At 68.6% G+C, this 18,058-nt stretch carries 17 protein-coding genes; 12 read left to right on the plus strand and 5 right to left on the minus strand.

The window, feature by feature from the left end; all coding sequences use genetic code 11:
• Positions 1-50 precede the first annotated feature (50 nt).
• The 5 genes from PHI64_RS15715 (at position 51) to PHI64_RS15735 (ending at position 5,944) form a co-directional block, all read left to right on the plus strand.
• Positions 51-1,121 (plus strand): DUF3445 domain-containing protein, encoded by a 1,071-nt coding sequence (locus PHI64_RS15715; RefSeq protein ID WP_299884509.1) that lies wholly within the window; start codon positions 51-53, stop codon positions 1,119-1,121.
• A gap of 173 nt (positions 1,122-1,294) precedes the next feature.
• Positions 1,295-2,677: an acyl-CoA dehydrogenase family protein gene (locus PHI64_RS15720; RefSeq protein ID WP_299884512.1), complete on the plus strand. Its 1,383-nt coding sequence runs from the start codon at positions 1,295-1,297 to the stop codon at positions 2,675-2,677.
• A gap of 15 nt (positions 2,678-2,692) precedes the next feature.
• The gene (locus PHI64_RS15725) at positions 2,693-3,241 is read left to right on the plus strand and encodes a flavin reductase family protein (protein WP_299884514.1); all 549 of its coding nucleotides are present in this window, start codon (positions 2,693-2,695) and stop codon (positions 3,239-3,241) included.
• A complete protein-coding gene (locus PHI64_RS15730) occupies positions 3,238-5,160 on the plus strand; it encodes a DUF1989 domain-containing protein (protein WP_299884517.1) in 1,923 nt (640 codons plus the stop codon). Before PHI64_RS15725 ends, PHI64_RS15730 begins: the two co-directional genes overlap by 4 nt.
• Before the next feature lie 343 nt (positions 5,161-5,503).
• Positions 5,504-5,944 carry a hypothetical protein gene (locus tag PHI64_RS15735; protein ID WP_299884520.1) on the plus strand — a complete coding sequence of 147 codons (441 nt, stop codon included), beginning with the start codon at positions 5,504-5,506 and terminating at the stop codon, positions 5,942-5,944.
• Between the two features lie 40 nt (positions 5,945-5,984).
• On the opposite strand, the gene PHI64_RS15740 is transcribed toward PHI64_RS15735, so the two are convergent.
• Complete coding sequence (locus PHI64_RS15740; protein ID WP_299884523.1) at positions 5,985-6,629, minus strand: pyridoxamine 5'-phosphate oxidase family protein; 645 nt, start codon at positions 6,627-6,629, stop codon at positions 5,985-5,987.
• Between the two features lie 84 nt (positions 6,630-6,713).
• Here PHI64_RS15740 and PHI64_RS15745 point away from each other — a divergent pair, with 84 nt between their 5' ends.
• Complete coding sequence (locus PHI64_RS15745) at positions 6,714-8,186, plus strand: PLP-dependent aminotransferase family protein (protein ID WP_299884526.1); 1,473 nt, start codon at positions 6,714-6,716, stop codon at positions 8,184-8,186.
• A gap of 68 nt (positions 8,187-8,254) precedes the next feature.
• Positions 8,255-9,271, plus strand: coding sequence for an NAD(P)-dependent alcohol dehydrogenase (locus PHI64_RS15750; RefSeq protein WP_299884529.1), 1,017 nt, complete (start codon positions 8,255-8,257; stop codon positions 9,269-9,271).
• 66 nt (positions 9,272-9,337) lie between these two features.
• On the opposite strand, the gene PHI64_RS15755 is transcribed toward PHI64_RS15750, so the two are convergent.
• From PHI64_RS15755 to PHI64_RS15770, 4 genes are all read right to left on the minus strand, one after another.
• Positions 9,338-10,066, minus strand: a complete 729-nt coding sequence (locus tag PHI64_RS15755) for an anti-sigma factor (protein WP_299884532.1) — start codon at positions 10,064-10,066, stop codon at positions 9,338-9,340.
• Positions 10,063-10,629 carry a sigma-70 family RNA polymerase sigma factor gene (locus PHI64_RS15760; protein ID WP_299884535.1) on the minus strand — a complete coding sequence of 189 codons (567 nt, stop codon included), beginning with the start codon at positions 10,627-10,629 and terminating at the stop codon, positions 10,063-10,065. Before PHI64_RS15760 ends, PHI64_RS15755 begins: the two co-directional genes overlap by 4 nt.
• Positions 10,630-10,697: 68 nt before the next feature.
• A complete protein-coding gene (locus tag PHI64_RS15765; protein ID WP_299884538.1) occupies positions 10,698-11,237 on the minus strand; it encodes a DUF3455 domain-containing protein in 540 nt (179 codons plus the stop codon).
• Between the two features lie 186 nt (positions 11,238-11,423).
• Positions 11,424-13,238 carry a PAS domain-containing protein gene (locus PHI64_RS15770; protein WP_299884541.1) on the minus strand — a complete coding sequence of 605 codons (1,815 nt, stop codon included), beginning with the start codon at positions 13,236-13,238 and terminating at the stop codon, positions 11,424-11,426.
• A gap of 217 nt (positions 13,239-13,455) precedes the next feature.
• Here PHI64_RS15770 and PHI64_RS15775 point away from each other — a divergent pair, with 217 nt between their 5' ends.
• The 5 genes from PHI64_RS15775 to PHI64_RS15795 all read left to right on the plus strand — a co-directional run bounded on the left by PHI64_RS15775 (position 13,456) and on the right by PHI64_RS15795 (position 18,054).
• Entirely contained in the window at positions 13,456-13,887 is a 432-nt protein-coding gene (locus tag PHI64_RS15775; RefSeq protein WP_299884543.1) for a potassium channel family protein, read from the plus strand.
• Positions 13,888-13,899: 12 nt separating this feature from the next.
• Complete coding sequence (locus PHI64_RS15780) at positions 13,900-14,589, plus strand: response regulator transcription factor (protein ID WP_299884546.1); 690 nt, start codon at positions 13,900-13,902, stop codon at positions 14,587-14,589.
• Entirely contained in the window at positions 14,567-15,958 is a 1,392-nt protein-coding gene (locus PHI64_RS15785; protein WP_299884548.1) for a sensor histidine kinase, read from the plus strand. Before PHI64_RS15780 ends, PHI64_RS15785 begins: the two co-directional genes overlap by 23 nt.
• Positions 15,959-16,046: 88 nt before the next feature.
• Positions 16,047-16,619 carry a cytochrome b gene (locus PHI64_RS15790; RefSeq protein ID WP_299884551.1) on the plus strand — a complete coding sequence of 191 codons (573 nt, stop codon included), beginning with the start codon at positions 16,047-16,049 and terminating at the stop codon, positions 16,617-16,619.
• 43 nt (positions 16,620-16,662) lie between these two features.
• Entirely contained in the window at positions 16,663-18,054 is a 1,392-nt protein-coding gene (locus tag PHI64_RS15795; RefSeq protein ID WP_299884553.1) for a cytochrome C, read from the plus strand.
• Positions 18,055-18,058 lie beyond the last annotated feature (4 nt).

An 18,058-nucleotide genomic window follows, 5' to 3' on the forward strand; every position in this document is an offset into this window, starting at 1 on the left:
GCCCAACCCACCCCCGCGGGCGACTGAAGTCGCCCCTACAGGAGACCGACATGAGCATCGCTTTCAAGCCCGAAGAAACCTTCCGCGGCGACTACAGCTACCGCAACAGCGACGCCGCCATCCTGCGCTTTCCCTTCCCCTTCCCGGAAGACAAGTACATGTACAGCGTCAACATCGAGCCCCATGTGCGCAGCGGCCCGAGCGACGTCTTCCTGCGCCCCTTCGACGTGGATGAGCACTACATCGCCGAATGCCGCGACCGGGCCATCACCCTGGAGCGCGACCCCGGCCGCTGCCAGGTGCTGCCCCACATGATGCTGGCCCAGTGGGACACCCTGGAGCTGCTGATGGAGAATCTGTCGGCCGACTACCCGGAGCATTTCTCTCTGGTCAAGGAGGGCGATGACTTCGGCAGCCGCTGGACCTGGACCAACCGGCCCCTGGGCATCGAGCAGAGCTTCATCTTCGGCGACGCCGCCACGCTGCCCTGCGAGCCCTTCGAATACATCACCCGCCAGGCCCAGGGTGACTTCGCCATCTGCGACCAGCGCGACGACAACCTCTACATGGATGCCGGCATGGTCACCTCCCAGGCCGACTGGTCCCTGGAGTTCGACGTGGGCATGAGCTTCATGGAGTGGCACGGCCCGGTGCCCCTGGCCCACCAGACCGGCGTCTTCGAGCGCGCCCTCAAATACCTGCTGATGCTGCGCCTGGGCCAGCCGGTGCGCCGCCTCAACTGGACCATGACCATCAACCCGCGCCTCGACACCTCGCCCGAGAGCTTCCCCGAATGGGGCACTGACCGGGCCAGCGTGACCCCCGACAACGCCGGCCGCAAAGTGCACCTGCGGGTGGAGCTGCAAACCCTGTGGCGCCTGCCCCGCAGCAACGCAATCCTGTTCCCGATCCGCTGCTATCTCGCCTCCCTCGACGACCTGGCCCGGGTGCCCAAGTGGGGCGCCCGCCTGCACCGGGTGCTGTCCACCCTGCCGCCCCAGCTCGTCGAATACAAGGGCCTCACCCGCTACCTGCCCGCCGCCCTGGAATGGCTGGCCCGCCACGACGACGGCCGCGAACTGCCGGTGGGCACCGAGGCCGGGGTCAGCACGCTGGGCTGAGTCTCCTGTGGGGTCGAATTCACTCGACCGCGGACTTCGATCACCGGCCTGCCAGTCATCTGGCGAGGGGAGGTCGAATGAATTCGACCCCACGGGGTACGGCCCGAACCCGCTTCACCCGATCTGAATTTAACGAACCTGTCTTCTCAAACACTCACGTAAAGGACATCACCATGAACGCCATCACCCAAATGACCCCCGTCGGTATCGGCTCCGAATGGAGCCCCCAGTGGCTGCTCAGCGCCGAGCAGAAGGCCCTGCAGGCCGACCTGATCGCCCTGTGCGAAACCACCCTGCGCCCCAACGCCATCGAGAGCGACAAGGGCTATGTGTACCCCCGCAAGAACTTCGAAGCCCTGGCCGCCATGGGCCTGATGAGCCTGACCGTGCCGAAGGATCTGGGCGGCCGCGGTGAGAGCCACCTGTGCGCCGCCATGGTGGTGGAGACCATCGCCCGCTACGGCTGCCCCTCCACCGCCATGTGCTACACCATGCACCTGGGCGCCTGTGCCGCGGCCCTCTTGCGCCACCACGACAACGAGCGCCTCAAGGACATCCTGCGCCGCGTGGACAAGGACGTGCTGATCGGCACCCTGTCCTACTCCGACCCGGAGACCGGCTCCCACTTCTGGTACCCCATGTCGTCCCGCGCCGAGCGCACCGACGGCGGCTGGAAGGTCTTCAAGAAGGCTTCCTGGACCACCTCCGGCGGCTTTGCCGACTGGTACATCATCCAGACCACCTCGCCGGACTTCGGCGGCGACTACTCCGACCTGTCCTGCTTCCTGGTCACCAAGGACCAGATCAAGGCCGACCCCGCCAACTGGGACGGCCTCGGCATGCGCGGCAACCAGTCAGGCCCGATTTCGGTGGATGGCGTGGAGATCGCCCCGGACGCCCTGGTCGGCCCGGTGGGCGACGGCGCCAAGTCCAACGACGAGGTGGTGGACCCCTTCTTCCTGGTGTGCTCCTCGGCCTGCTGGAACGGCATCTGCCTGGCCGCCATGGACATCACCAAGAACCACACCACCCGCAAGGTGCACAACGACGTGGGCATGCGCGTGGCCGACTACCCCACCATCCAGGACTACGTGGGCGAGTGCCTGATCGACACCAACGCCAGCCGCAGCTACGTGTATCTGGCCGCCAAGGCCCTCGACGACCTGACCAACAACTGCGACTGGTCTGCCCATCGGGAGATCGCCCACCTGCCGCGTACCGGCATCCTCAACTGGCTGTGGCAGGTCAAGTTCTTCTCCTCCAAGAACGTCACCCACGTGGTGGACAAGATGCTCCACGCCTGCGGCGGCACCGGCTACAAGCCCGCCCTGGGCATCGAGCGCCTGCTCCGCGACGGCAAGGCCGGCTGGGTGATGGGCCCCACCAACGAAGTGCTGCGCCAGTTCGTCGGCAAGGCCGCGCTGCTCGGCTTCGAAGTGCTCGACTACTGGAACCAGGCGGTCAATCAGCGCGTCCTCAACAATGAGCTGAAGAAGATGAGCAAGGAAGAGAAGGCCGCCTTCGCCACCAAGCTCCTCGCCGAAGCCCAGGCCTGAGCACGGGAGCCCGCCATGCAAGCCGCCCTCCGCCAGCCTGCCCCGGTGTCTGCCGCGGCGCCCGCCCACCGGGCGCCGTTTGAAGGACGCCTGTTCCGCCGGGCCCTCGGCCTGTTTCCCACCGGCGTCACCATCGTCACCACCTGGGACGAACTGGGGCGGCCGGTGGGGGCCACCGTGAGCTCCTTCAACTCCGTGTCCATCGACCCGCCGCTGGTGCTCTTCAGCCTGGCGCGCAGCAGCGCCTGCTGTGACACCTTCGCCGCCGGCGGGCCGCTGGCCATTCATGTGCTCGACGCCGGTCAGTCCGAGCTCTCCAACCGCTTCGCCTGGGGCGGTGGAGACAAGTGGGCCGACCTGGATTACGCCACCGGCGAGCACGGGGCGCCGGTGTTCGACAGCGCCCTGGCTACTTTCGAATGCATGCCCTTCGCCCAGTACCCGGGCGGTGATCACATCATCTTCGTGGCCGAGGTGCGCCAGATGCGCTTTCAGGACGGCGAGCCGCTGGTATTCTGCGCCGGCGGCTACCGTCAGCTTATGGAAAAGGAGACCCGCGCGTGAACGCCATCCTGCCCGGCCCCCTCGCTGCTGCACCCGATGCCGTCGAGCCGGAGGGCGACCCCTTCCTGCTCGCCGCCGAGGCGCCGCAAACCTGCGCCCAGGTCTTCCCCGAGCCGCTGGCGGTGATCCGCGTGGCAGCCGCCACGGCCCGGGCCTTCGTGGTGAAGGCCGGGCAGTTCATCCAGGTCATCGACGTGGAGGGGCGGCAGTGTTCCGACCTGCTGGCCTTCGACGCCGCGGCCCTGGAGGTTGGCGACGAATGGGGCCTCGACCCCACCGTGACCCGCAGCCTCGCCGGCGCCGCCTACCCCCGGCCAGGCCTGCACGCCAAGTACTTCGACGCCCGCATGCAGCCCCTGCTCGAAACCGTGCAGGACACCGTCGGCCGCCACGACGCCTTCGCCCTGGCCTGCACCAGCAAGTATTACGACGATCTGGGCTTTCCCGGCCACGCCAACTGCAGCGACAACTTCAACGCGGCGCTGGAGGGCTTCGGCATCCGCCCGCGGGTGGGCTGGCCGGCCATCAACTTCTTCTACAACACCTTCATCCAGCCCTGCGGCAGCCTGGGTTTTGCCGAACCCTGGTCGAAGCCCGGCGACTACGTGCTGCTGCGCGCCTTGAAGGATCTGGTGGTGGCGGTGTCGTCCTGCGCCGACGACATCGACCCCGCCAACGCCTGGCAGCCCACCGACATCGAGGCGCGCATCTATGCCGCCGACCACTCCTTCCCCCGCGCGATGGCCCACCGCATGACGCCCGACTCCCCCGCCCGCCTGACCCGCCCGACGGCCTTCGCCCCGGTCACCGAAACCCTCACCCGGGACTTCATCGACTACAAGGGCTTCTGGTTGCCCCGGAGCTTTGTCGGCCACGGCACCCTGGCCGAATACTGGGCTTGCCGCGAGAAAGTGGCGGTCATGGACCTGTCGGCCCTGCGCAAGTTCGACGTATCCGGCCCCGACGCCGAGGCCCTGTTGCAGAAGGTGCAGACCCGCGACCTGCGCAAGCTTGCCGTCGGCCAGATCGTCTACACCGCCGTGTGCCACGCCCACGGCGGCATGATGGACGATGGCACGGTGTTCCGCATGAGCCGCGACGTCTTCCGCTTCGTCTGCGGCGAAGACACCACCGGCCTGTGGCTGAAGGAGCAGGCCGCCGCCGCCGGCTACGACGTGCACATCCGCGATACCACCGACGCCCTGCACAACCTGGCCGTGCAAGGCCCGAAGAGCCGCGAACTGCTCGGCCGCATGCTATGGACCGCCCCCGTTCAGCCCGGCATCGCCGAGCTCGGCTGGTTCCGCTTCACCGCCGCCCGCCTGGGCGGCCCCACCGGCATCCCGGTGGTGGTGTCGCGCACCGGTTACACCGGCGAGCTGGGCTTCGAGCTGTGGTGCCACCCCCGCGACGGCGCCGCGGTGTGGACCGCGGTGATGGAAACTGGCGCCCCCCTGGGCATCGTCCCCCTGGGTTTCGACGCCCTCGACATGCTGCGCATCGAAGCCGGCCTGGCCTTTGCCGGCCACGAGTTCTGCGACCAGACCGACCCCTTCGAAGCCGGCATCGGCTTCACCGTGGCCCTCTCCAAACCCGAAGACTTCATCGGCAAGGCCGCCCTGGAAGAGCGCAAGGCCCACCCCCGCCGCAAGCTGGTCGGCCTCGCCATCGCCGGCAACGAAGCCGCCAGCCACGGCGACGGCATCTACCTGGGCCGCGCCAAGGTCGGGGAAATCACCAGCAGCGTCCGCTCCCCGGTGCTCAACACCCAGATCGCCCTGGCCCGGGTGGACGTGGCCTACTCGGCCCCGGAGACCGCGCTGCAGGTGGGGCAACTGGACGGGCACCGCAAGCGGCTGGATGCCACGGTGTGTGCCTTCCCTCACTACGACCCGACCAAGGCGCGGGTGCGGGCCTGACGAGCTCCCCTGGTGGGAGGGAGGCTCCGTACGGGGAAGGACGCCATGCCCAGGCCCCGCGCTGCCTGTCTCCCTGTGGGGTCGAGTTCATTCGACCGCGGACTTGTGATCACCGGCATGTCGATGGTGTGGCGTGTCGAGGTCGAATGAATCGAATCTCCTCCGTTTGACGCGTCGTCTGACGGTCAATACCGCCTCTCCTGTAGGGGCGACTTCAGTCGCCCATCGCGCGTCGATCACAGGCATGCATCGGGTGATCCGGCCAGGGTGACTTCACCCTCATCAAGGACGGCCCCCGCGTTGCCGGTTATAACTACACCGCCTGCCACTCGGGATTCCTCGCATGAACACCCCCACCCAAACCCTGCGCGTCGTGTTTGCCGCCAGTGCGCTCACCAGTTCCGTCATCCTGGCGCTCTTCGTGCGGGGTCGGGCGGAGTGGACGACGGCGTTCTGGCTGCAGATCGCCGCGGCGTCTCTGGCCCTGTGTGCGTTCATCTGTTTTGTTGCCTTCCGCAAGGGGGGCTTGCGCCTGGTCGGGGTGCCGCTGTGGCCCTTTGTGCGCGTGTTCCTGCGCCAGTTGGCGATCGTCTATGCGGTGCTGGGCGTCGCCATCACGGCCATTGCGTTGGCGATCATCTATGCCATCACCCGCTCGGGGCCGAACGCGCTGGCCCTGGCTGTGCTGGCGGGGCTGTGGCTGTCCCTGTGGCTAGCGCCCGGCATGGCTTCACTCACCACCTGGCACAGGTTGCGCAGCGTGGATGCCACCCGCCGTCCCTAGCCCCAGGGCCAGCGCCTGAAAGCTCGGGTGGGCGCTGTGCTCAGGCCCCGATGAAGCCCGGCTTCTGCGGCGCCTCCTGCCCTTCGCATCCCGCCTCTGGCTGCAGCGGCCCGGCGTTCAGTGTCAGGGGCATCACGCCGGCCCAAACGGGGATGTCCATGTCTTCGGCCGAGTCCTCCACGCCCCAGTTGCGGATCTTGGCCACAGCTTCGTCCAGGGAGATGCGCAGCAGGCGGGTGCCGGCGATCTCGGCGGGGGAGGGGAGGCGCACGCGGGCGGCGCGACCGGGGCTGACGTGGTCGACGAAGCTGCGGAAGGCGGCGGCCTTGGCGTCGGTGTCCGTCACCTCGGTAAAGCGCCCGTAGATCACCACCGAGCGGTAGTTCATGGAGTGGTGGAAGGCCGAACGGGCCAGCACCAGGCCGTCCAGGTGGGTGATGGACACGGCGCAGTCGTCGGTGAGCAGGGTCTGGGTGAGGCGCGAGTTGTTGGCGCCATGGATGTAGAGGTGCTCGCCGCCGCGCCAGCAGGCGGTGGGCAGGCAGTGCACGCTGCCGCCCTGGTTGAAGGCGATCTGGCACACCAGGGCCTGGTCGATGATGGCGTGCACGGTGCCGGCGTCGTAGTGGGCGCGCTGGGGTTTGCGGTGGACCTGGGTGCGGGGGCTGGGGGCGGATGAGTTCATGGGGGCTCCTGAATAAGTGGTGCCAGCATAGCGGGGGCGTGGCACCATCCATGGGGCCAGCAGACCCTTTGCTCATGGAGCCAGATGCCCCTCTCCCTCGTTCTCTCCGCCCTTGATGATCCGGCTGCCACCAGCGAGGCGCGTCAGCTGCGCCTGTACCGGCTGCTCAAGGCGGCCATCCTTGACGGGCGCCTGGCGTCGGCAACGCGCCTGCCGGGCAGCCGCCAGCTGGCGGCCGATCTGCACATGGCGCGCAACTGCGTGCTGTTCGCCTACCAGCTCCTGCTGGCCGAGGGCTTTGTCGAGGCAGATCGGGGTGGTACCCGGGTGGCGGCCCTGCCCCTGGCAGCGGCGGGGGCCCTGCACCCGCCGGCCGGCGCCCACATGCTGTCGCGCCGGGCGCGCCAACTGCCGGACATCAAGCGCAGCGAAGCCCTGCTGCCCTTTGCCCCCGGGGCGCCGGATCTGAACGCCTTTCCCTGGGCCGTCTGGGCACGCTTGCTGCACCAGGCTTGGGCCGAGGTGACGGCCCGTCAGCTGGCCTATGCCGAGCCGGGGGGCGAGCCGGAGCTGCGCCGGGCGGTGGCGGCCTTTCTGTCGGCCCGCCGCGGGGTGGCGTGCACGCCGGAGCAGGTCTTCATCGTGGCCGGCGGGCAGGTGGCCCTGGATGCCTGCGCCCGGCTGCTGGCCGACAGCGGTGATACGGTGTGGCTGGAGAACCCCTGCTACCCGGGGGCCCGCAATGTCATGCTGGCGGCCGGGCTGATGCCGGTGGCCGTGGCCGTGGACCAGGACGGCATGGCCCCGGCACCGGCGCTGTGGCAGTCGGCCCCGCCCCGCCTGGTGTATGTCACGCCCTCCCACCAGTACCCCCTGGGCAGCGTGCTGAGCCTGGAGCGGCGTCTGGCCCTGCTGGCCGGGGTGGAGGCCAGCGGCGGCTGGCTGATCGAGGACGACTACGACAGCGACTTCAACCACGCCCAGCCCGGTGCCCGTCCGCTGCCTGCCATCCAGGGCCTGCGCCCGGAGGCCCCGGTGGTCTATGTCGGCACTTTCAGCAAGCTGCTCTATCCAGGGCTGCGCATCGCCTACATGGTGGTGCCGCGCTGGGCCGCCGCCGGGCTGGGTGAGGGCATCCGCAAACTCTACCGGGGCGGCCAGGCCGTCGAGCAACGGGCCCTCGCGCGGCTGCTGGAGAGCGGGCAGCTGACCCGTCACCTGCGGCGCATGGCCCCGGTGTACCGCGAGCGTCAGGCGGTGCTGCGCGCGGCTTTGCACGCCCGCTTCGGGGAGGCCTGCCCGATCCTCGGTGGGCAGGCCGGCCTGCACCTGGTGCTGGGTCTGCCGTCGTCCGTGCCCGACGCGGCCCTGGCCGAAGGGGCCCTGGAGCAGGGCATCGCCCCACGCCCACTGAGCGCGTACTACACCGGCACCGTACCGGGCAACGGCCTGGTGCTCGGCTACGGCCTGACCGTAGCGGCGCACATCCCGGAGCTGGTAACGCGCCTGGCGGGGGTGGCCGAAAGGGTGCGCAACGCAGGGGGTGTCCCGTCCTGAGACACGTATTCGGCGCGGGCCTGCCGTGCCAGAATCCGTTTCCTATCCAGACAACAAGAGAGCTCCACATGAGACGCTACGAAGTTTTCCCCGACAAGGTCGATGCTCCCCTGCAACTGGCCAGTTTCGAGCCGGCACCCCTCGGTGATACCGAGGTGGCGGTGGCCATCAAGGCGGTGTCCCTCAACTTCCGCGACATTCTGGTGACCCGCAACACCTACTTCGCGCCCATCCCTGGCGGCCTCGTGCCCTGCTCCGACGGTGCCGGCGAAGTCGTGGCGGTGGGCAGCAAGGTGCAGGGCCTGGCCGTGGGTGACCGGGTGGCGACGCTCTTCTTCCCCCACTGGCGCAGCGGCAAGCCCGACGCCCGGGCGCTGTCCGATGCCCGCGGGGCCGAGTCGGCCGGGGCCTTCACCGAGCGCTTCGTGTCGGACGAGAGTGGCCTGATCAAGCTGCCCGACGGCCTGAGCTACGCCGAGGCGGCCACGCTGCCCTGCGCTGCGGTCACCGCGTGGAATTCCCTGTTCGAAGCCGGCGGCCTCAAGCCCGGCCAGACCGTGCTGCTGCTGGGTACCGGCGGCGTCTCCATCTTCGCCCTGCAGTTTGCCAAGGCGGCCGGGGCAAAGGTCATCATCACTTCCAGCGACGACGCCAAACTGGAACGGGCCAAGGCCCTGGGGGCCGACCATGGCATCAACTACCGGCATCATCAGGAATGGCAGGAGGAAGTGCTGCGCCTGACCGGCGGGCAGGGTGTGGACGTGGTGCTGGAAGTGGGCGGCCCGGGCACCCTGGAGCGTTCACTGATGAGCGTCGCCACCGGCGGCCGGATTGCCTACATCGGCGTGCTCACCGGCCTGGCCGGGGCTGCCAACCCGGTCATGCTGATCCCCAAGGCGTCGAGCATCCAGGGCATCTTCGTGGGCAGCCGGGCGATGTTTGCGGACATGCTGGCGGCCATCCAGACCCACGCCATTCGCCCGGTGATCGACCGGGAGTTTGCCTTCGCCGACGCCCCGGCCGCTCTTGAGTACATGAAGAGCGGCAGCCACTTCGGCAAGATCGTGGTGCGCGTGGGCGACTGAGCGGCGATACGGCCTCTCCGGCAGGGGCGACGTCCGTCGCCCCCCACAAATCTGGGCCTGTGGGGCCTACATCACCTTTACCGCCCGGCCGATGTAGCGGATGGGCCCGGTGGGCTTGCCGGTGGGGGAGCCGGTGCGGGGTTCGAGGGTCAGCTCGAAGAGCTGGTTGGGCTGCAGGGCAGGCAGCTTGCCGGCGGGTACTTCGAGGCGCTGACCGGGGGTGACCAGGCCCAGGGACACCGGCCCGCTCCAGCCGTCGGCCTTGGTCCAGAACTGCAGGGCCTTGTCGGCGGGGACTTCGACGCTGCCCAGGGGGATCAACTCGATGCGGCTGGCGCTGCCGGCCTGCACCACCCAGCCCGGCGCTTTGTCGTCGGGGGCCACCAGCACCACCATGAAGCGGGTCGTCGGGGGCGGCGCCATCTCGCGCATCACCAGCATGCCGGCCAGCACGGCGGCGGTGGCAAAGCCGCCTGCGGCCAGGCCGCGCCATAGGGACAGGCTGTGCCAGTTGCGCCACCAGGGCGCAGCGGCTGGCGCTGGCCGTGGGGCCAGGGCGTTCAGGCTGCGTTCGATGCGCCGCCACAAGTGGGCCGAGGGCGTGGCCGGTTCGGCCAGATCGCTCAGGGGCAGCAGGCGGTCTTCCCAGGCCAGCACGGCGGCCTGCAGGGCCGGTTCATCGGCGAGACGCGCCTGCACGGCCCGGCGCCGGGCGGCGTCGAGGGTGCCCAGCACGTATTCACCGGCCAGCTCGTGGTCGTCGGCGGAAAGGCCGGCGCTGTTCCGGGTGCTCATGTCATGCACTCCCGCAGGGCGGCCAGGCTGCGCTTGATCCAGGCTTTGACCGTGCCCAGGGGCGCGTCCAGGCGTCGGGCGATCTCGCCATGGGAAAAGCCGTCCACGTAAGCGTGGAGCACGCAGTTGCGGCGCACCGGTTCCAGTTGTTCCAGGCAGTGGGCAATGCGCCCGGCGCTGGCCTGCCAGGCAAAGGCGTCGGCCATGTCATGCCAGGCCTCCAGGGAGGCGCGGGCATCCAGGGTGGTGGCGGTGTCCTCATCCACCACCACTTCGCGCTGCCCGTCGCGCACGGCGTTGAGGGCCAGGTTGCGGGCCACGCTGTAGATCCATCCGCGGGCCGAGCCCCGTGCCGGGTCGAAAGTGGAGGCCCGCGTCCAGATATTCACGCAGGCGTCGTGCACGATGTCCTCGGCCAGAGCCCGGTCGCGCACGATACGTTGCACCACCCCGAGCAGGCGCGGGCCTTCCTGCTCGTAAAGGGCGTGCAGGGCGCTGTGCCGACCTCCGGCGCAGGCGGCCAGGGTGGCTTCGTAGTCGAAATCGGCAGAAGGGGAGGGCACGGATGGGCGGGGATATGGGCCTGGGCCGATCTTACCCGACAGCTCGCAGCATGCGTGCCCTCTGTCGCTCAGCGCGCTTTCCAGAAAATGTAGTCGGCCTGGTAGGTCACCGTCTCGCGCTTGCCGCGGGTGGCGGTGCTGCATTCCGTGGTCGGGGCTACACCGCCCTTCAGGGCAACGCGCTGGATGTGGGTGACGCCGTTGAGGGCGCCCTGGCCTATGGCCGGGTTGGTTTTCACCAACTGATAGGGCAGGTTGCCCGCCCCCGCGGGGGCCACGGCCAGCTGGGTGCCGGTGAGGCGCGAGCCGTCGCTGGCTTCCCAGGTGGCGGGAGGGCCGTAGTAGCTGCCCACCACCTGGCCGGCGCGGTCCTTGAGCACCGCCTTGGGGCCGACGAAGGCCCATTCGGTCTGGCCACCGGCGCCGGCCTTGTCGCGGCATTCATAGGTGATGTCGCCGCTGCCGACGGTCTCCCAGGCCACGACATGGCCGGCTGGTACGCGGATGCCTTCGGGCAGGGTGTCCTGGCTGTAGCTGCTGCCCATGGGCGTGGTGGTGCAGGCGCCGAGGGCGAGGGCGGAAACGAGGGTGGCGAGGGTGGTTTTCATGGTCTGTGCTCCGTGGATTGGGGGTTTTTAGTGGGCAGCGCATAGGACGCTGCTATCTCTACTACCCACGGCGCAGCGATCTGGATGCAGGTGTTTGAAAATATTTCCTGAGCGCCGCTGCCCGGACTGCGCAGGACGTTGGGGCGCCGCCCGCAACACCCGCGCGTTATGGCAAGGAGAAGGACGCTATCCGGGTGAAGACGGGGCCTTGAGTGCCTCGGCCAGCATGGCTGCCGCGTCGGCGCAGGTGGATGGTGGCGGTGCGATGCCGATGCGGGCGTGCACGTTGATGGTCTGCCCGTCGATGCGCAGGGGGCGTTCGATCAGGCTGGCGAGGGCCGTGCTCAGGTGGAGCAGGCCCGTCTGGGATGCGTGGGGCGCGTCGCAGGGGCCGGCCCAGGCCAGGGTTTCGGGGCGGAAGTCGGCAATCAGCACGGCAAAGCCATCCCCGTGGCGGGCCGCGCCGTTGCAGTCGCTGTGGATCACGCGCAGGCGTTTGCCACTCTCCACCAGTACCCTCTCGGCCATGGCCGGGCCATGCTCGGCCTGGATGCTGTCGAGGGCGTCCACGGCCAGATGGAAGAGGGCGAAGGGATAGTCGGCGATGGGAGCGTGCTGGAAAAGGTGTTGCAGCCGGTCGAGGAACAGGCTGAAGCCCAGCAGGCCGGCCGCGTTGTCGAAGAACAGGCGCCGCCGGGCCTCCTCCTGGGCGCCGCGGCTGCTGCTCACGTCGGTGATGAAGCCCTCCAGACCGAGGAACTCGCCCCGGCTCGAATGAATGCCGCGGCCCTGCTCCCACACCCAGCGGACCTGGCCGTCCCGGTCGATGATGCGGTAGCTGAGCTCGTAGCGCTCACGCCGGGTCAGGCGCATCTGCACGTAGTTCCACACGAAGTCCCGGTCTTCCGGATGGATCAGGTCGGCGAAGCGGGCCGACTGGTTGTCCACCAGCTCCAGCGGGGTGTAGCCGGTGAGCTCGAAGCAGCCCTCGCTGACGAATTCCATGGTCCAGTGTTTGTCGTTCTGGCCCCGGTAGATCATGCCCGGCAGGTTGTCGAGCATGGTGTGCAGGCTGCGCCGCTGGGCGCGCAGGGCCTCCTCGCGGCGACGGCGCTGGTCGATGTCCAGCAGCATGCCGACGATGCCGGCCTCGCCGCCTGCGGGCAGGTCGAGGGACCAGGCGCGCAGTTCCACCCAGCGGGGGCCGAGGGCGCGGCCGGCCAGGGTGCGCACTTCAAGGGTCAGGGCGTCGCGCTCGCCGGCCTGCAGCTGGCGCAGGCCTTTGGTCAGGGCGGCCCGGTCTTCCAGGTGGAAAAGGGGCAGGAAGGGCAGGAACAGGCTGTCCGCCACCGGGCGGCCGCTGGCCTTCTCCCACTGGGGGTTGAGCCAGGTGACCAGCAGCTGGCTGTCGAGGGCGAACAGGATCTCGCCGGCGAAATGGGCCAGGCGGTTGCCCCACTGGCGGTCAGGGCTGGCGTCTGGCCGCTCGGCGGGGGCGCCGAACTGGAGCAGGGCGACGGGGGAGCGGTCGCCACGGAACAGGCTCAGGCGGGCCAGCCAGGGCACCCCGTCGGCCCGCAGCAGGGTGATCACGCCCGCGTCGCCGGAGGCGGTTTCGGCGGCCAGCAGGGCGGTGAGGCGGCTGTGATGCTTGGGATGCACGATGTTGTCCAGGGGCATGCCGATCAGCTCGTCACCGCGCCCCTCCAGCCCGAGGGTACGCAGCAGGGCCTGGTTGGCATTGGCGATGCGCCCCCCCTCGGCGAGCAGGGCCGGCTGGCCGCTGTGCAGGGCGAAGTGGGTGAGAGGCTGGCCGGTTACGTCGGTGTGGCCATGGGGTAGGGGGGCGATGCGGCCTTCGCGGCCGAAGCGCAGGGTGGCCCAGGCCAGGGCTGGCAGCAGGGGCAGGGCCCACACCGCTGGCGAGGGCTGGCCTGCGTCGCCGAGAGCAATGGCGAGGAGGGCGGATGCCAGCAGGGTGGCAAACAGGTAGAGGGTCATCGGAGGGGGCGGAAGGTCTCGGCAATAGCCTGGAAAGCAGGATTCACTCCACCGCCCCGGCTGCCCCGGATTGCGGGGCGAGGGGGGATTCCGCAGTGGGGGCGGGCAGCGGCGCACAGCGCTGGTGCGCGGGTGGCACCGGCAGGGCGCGGGCGGGCTTTCACGCCGCGCGAATCGGGCCCAGAATGGCGCCCGATTCCTTTGTCGGAGCGCAGCGATGCTGCTCGTGATTGTTGTCTGCCTTGGCCTGCTGGTCGCCACCACCCTGATCCACTACGAAGTGCTGCGGGGCTTGAGCATCGTGCTGCCCCTGGTCCGCATCCAGCCTCGGGCCAAGCTCATTCTGGTCATCATCACCGCCTTCCTGGCGCATGTGGTGGAGATCCTCCTGTACGCGGTGGCGCTGTATACCCTCATCCATCAGCTGGGCCTGGGTTCTCTCCAGGAGGCGGAGAGCTTCTCCATGGCCACCAGCCTGTATTTTTCGGCTGAGACCTATACCTCCCTTGGCTATGGCGACGTGGTGCCCACCGGGGCCGTCCGCCTGCTGGCCGGTGCCGAGGCCCTCAACGGGCTGCTCCTCATCGGCTGGTCGGCGTCCTACGCTTACATCGCCATGGAGCGTTTCTGGAAGGGTGAGGAGGCGTAAGGAGAAACGTCAATGAGATTGCTGCTGGTCGAGGACGACGATGTGCTGTCCGCGGGGCTGCTGGAGGCACTCGGCCGCGAAGGCTTCCGTGTCGATGCTCTGGGCGCGGCCGAGCCGGCACTCGCGGTGCTGGGGCACACCGCCTACGATCTGGCGATCATCGACATCGGGCTGCCGGGCATGAGCGGGTTGGACCTGATCCGGCAGCTCCGGCAGCGGGGTGCTCTCACGCCGGTCCTCATCCTGACGGCCCGGGACGCCCTCGACGACCGGGTCGTCGGGCTGGACATCGGGGGGGACGACTACCTGACCAAGCCCTTCCTGCTGCAGGAGTTGATGGCGCGCATCCGGGCCCTGATCCGGCGCAGCCGGGCGGCAGCCAGTCTGGCCCTGTCCGTGGGGGCCCTCGAACTGGATGCCCAGCGTCACGAGGCCCGTCTGAACGGAAGGCCCCTGGAGCTCACCGGGCGCGAATGGAGCATCCTGGAGCAGCTGGTGCTGGGCATGCCCCGGGTGGTCGCCAAGGCCAAGCTGGCCGACAGCCTCAGCCAGTGGGACAAGGAGATCACCCCGAATGCGGTCGAGATCTATGTCTCCCGCCTGCGCGGCAAGCTGCTGGGTAGTGGCCTGAGCATCCGCACCGTGCGGGGGATTGGCTATCGCATTGAGCTGGAGGTCGATGATGCTGCGCCGGCGGCGTGAGGTTCGCCCCCTGCGGGCCAGGCTGCTGGCCTTCATCTCCTGGCCCTTGCTGATCTTGTTGGCCCTGAGCGTGTTTGCCGAGTACCGCTCCGCCATCCATATCGCCAGTCAGGCCTATGACAACGCCTTGAGCAGTACGGCCATTGCCCTGGCTACCCGGCTTGAGCGGGACGATGACGACGTGGACATGGAGGTGGACCTGCCTCCGGCGGCGGATGAGATCCTGCGCGCCGACCCCTATGATCAGGTTCGCTATCTGGTGGTCTCCACCCAGGGCAAGGTCATCGCCGGTGACACGCCCTTGCTCGCCCTGCCGCGCCCGGTGCCGAGCAATCGGGTCCAGCTGGAGGATGCGGTGCTCGAAGGCCAGCCGGTGCGCACCGCCGCCTACCATTACGTGGGCAAGGGCATGGATGCCTACGTCCTGGTCACCGAAACCCTCAACAAGCGCCGCACCGCGGCGGGGCAGATACTCTTCGCGACGATCGGCCCCAATGTGCTGATCATCGCCGCGGCCCTGCTGCTGGTCTATTTCGGGGTTCGCGTGGCGCTGCGCCCCCTTGATGATCTGAGCGATCAGATCGCCGGCCGCAGTGGCCTCGATTTCCGCCCGCTGGTGGAATCCGAAGCACCTGGCGAGACCCGGGCGCTGGTGCGCTCCATCAACCGGCTGATGTCCGACCTTGATGAGGCCGGGCATGCGCAGCAAGCCTTCCTGTCCAACGCGGCACACCAGCTGCGCACCCCTCTTGCGGGCCTGCAGACCCAGCTTGAGCTTACGCTGGGCGAGCTCCCGCCCGACGCCCGGAGTCGGGTCAGCCGCCTCCAGGAGCCCCTCGGCCGGCTCGCCCACCTGACTCAGCAGATGCTGGCCCTGGCCCGCTCGTCGTCGGATGCCGTCCTGGCCGGAGAGCGCCGTCCGGTTCAGCTGCATGGGCTGGCAGCTGCGGTGGTGGACGATTTTCTGGACGCGGCGGTGGCCAAGGACATCGACCTGGGCCTCGAACCGGGGGAGGCGACCGTGCAGGGCTCGGCCTGGATGCTGCGGGAAATGCTGGCCAACCTGGTGGAGAACGCCATCCGCTACCTTCCCCGGGGCGGGCGCATCACGCTGCGCTGTGGCCCGAGTCCCGCAGGGGGCGCCTGCATCGAGGTGGAGGATGACGGCCCCGGTATTCCGGAAGCGGCGCGGGCCAGCATCTTCGAGCGCTTCCGGCGCGGTGGCGACACCACGACGCCCGGGTCGGGGCTGGGGTTGGCCATCGTTCGCGAGGTGGCCGACCGGCATGGCGCCACCCTGACCCTGTCGGAGGGGGCCTCCGGCCATGGCGCCCTGTTCCACCTGGAGTTTCCGGCCAGTCAGGATTGATGGCCTGCCCTGACGGGTGATCGTCAGGGAATTGAAGGGCAGCACACGCTACCGTCGGGGCCATCGTCCGTCTCGACCCGGTACTGCCATGACCTCTTCCGCTTCGCCCCTCCCCGAACCAGCCAGCCGCCGCCCGGCCCTCCTGGTCGTATTTCACTGGATCACTGTGCTCGCGCTGGTGGTGGCGGTAACGCTGGTCTTCGGGCGCGAGGCGGTGGACGAGAAGGCCCTGCGGACTCTCCTCCTCAATCTCCACAAGAGCTTCGGGCTGCTCCTGCTCGGCCTTGGCCTGGCACGCCTCGTCCTGCGTGTGTTTCTTCATCCGCTGCCCGCCGTTGCCGAGCTCCCGGCTCTCGCGCGCCTGGGCGCCGCGGCAACCCACGGGCTCCTCTACCTTCTGCTCATCGCCGTTCCCGTATGCGGATGGCTGCTTGCCAGCAGCCACGGCAAGCCGGCAGGCTTCTTCGGCCTGTTCACCCTCCCGAATCTGGTGGATATGGATGAAGACCTGGGCGATCTCGCCTCGGAGCTCCACGAAACCGGTGCCTACCTGCTGCTTGGCCTGATCGGGCTGCACGCTGCTGCTGCCCTCCACCACCACTTCATCCTCAAGGACGGGGTCCTGCGCAGCATGCTGCCCGCGCTGCGCCGGCGTCCCTGACGTTTTTCACCTTTCCGCCACGACCTTCTTTCAGGAGACCTCCATGCGCTCTTTCGAACCGCCACGCCGGGGTGCGGCCTGCGCCCTTTCCCTTGGCGCCTCCCTGCGTCAGTTGCGCACCCTGGCCCTGGGCCTTGTCGGCCTGCTGGCTGGCCTGCCCAGCGCCCACGCCGTCCCCAGCTTTGCCCGGCAGACGGGCCAGGAATGTGCGGCCTGCCACGTGGGCGCCTACGGCCCGCAGCTCACCCCCTACGGCGTGAAGTTCAAGATCGGTGGTTACACCGACTCCGACGGCAAGGGGGGCAAGGTGCCCATCTCGGCCATGATCGTCGCCTCCTTCAACCAGACCGCCAAGAACCTGCCCGAAAAACCCGAGCACGGCAGCGTCAATCGCAACCTGGCCATGGACGAGGCCTCCCTGTTCCTGGCTGGCAAGCTCAGCGACAAGATCGGCGCCTTCATCCAGGCCACCTACGACGGCGTCGGCCGGACCACCGCCCTGGACCAGGCTGACATCCGTGCCGTGCACACCACCGAGATCGCCGGCAAGGAGACCACCTTCGGTCTGTCCTTCCACAACAACCCGGGGGTTCAGGACCCCTTCAACTCGATGACCGTGTGGGGCTTCCCGTATACCTCCTCGGCCTTCGGCTTCGGCATGGGCGACGCGGCGACGATCATCAACGGCGCCCTGGAACAAAGGGTGACCGGGCTCTCCGCTTACACCTTCTGGAACGACCTGGTCTATGCCGAAGTCGGCACCTATCGCTCTCTGCCGGTGACCATGCAGAGTCGCCTCGGTCTGGGCAAGGCCGATGACATCGGCCGCCTGGGCAGCGGCACCGCCTACTGGCGCCTGGCCCTGTTCCAGGACTTCAAGAAGCAGGCCTTCAACGTGGGCGTGTTCGGCCTCAACACCAGCCTGCAGCCCGACCGCAGCGTGCCCGGCAGCAACCGCTACAACGATCTGGGGTTCGATGCGTCCTACCAGTTCCTCGGCACACGGGAGCATGTGTTTACCGCCAACGGCAGCTACATCCGCGAGCGCCAGACCCGCAACCAGATGTTCGCCAACGGCGAAGCCGACAACCAGAAGGGCCGCCTCAACGAAATGCGTGTGGGCGCGTCCTACCACTTCCTGCAGACCTGGGGCGCCACCGTGGGCCGCTTCACCACCCGTGGCAGTCGTGATGCCAGTCTGTACAGCGAGGGCTACGCCAACGGCTCACCCAACACCTCTGGCTACATCTTCCAGGCCGACTGGACGCCCTGGGGCAAGGAAAGCTCCTGGGGCGCCCCGTGGGCGAACCTGAGGCTGGGAGCCCAATACACGATGTACACCAAGTACAACGGTGCCAAGAGCAACTATGACGGCGAAGGACGGGACGCGAAGGACAACAACACCTTGTTCATCTTTGCCTGGACTTCGTTCTGAGGAG

Origin of the sequence: Zoogloea sp., assembly GCF_028689785.1 — a bacterium.
Taxonomy (GTDB): domain Bacteria; phylum Pseudomonadota; class Gammaproteobacteria; order Burkholderiales; family Rhodocyclaceae; genus Zoogloea.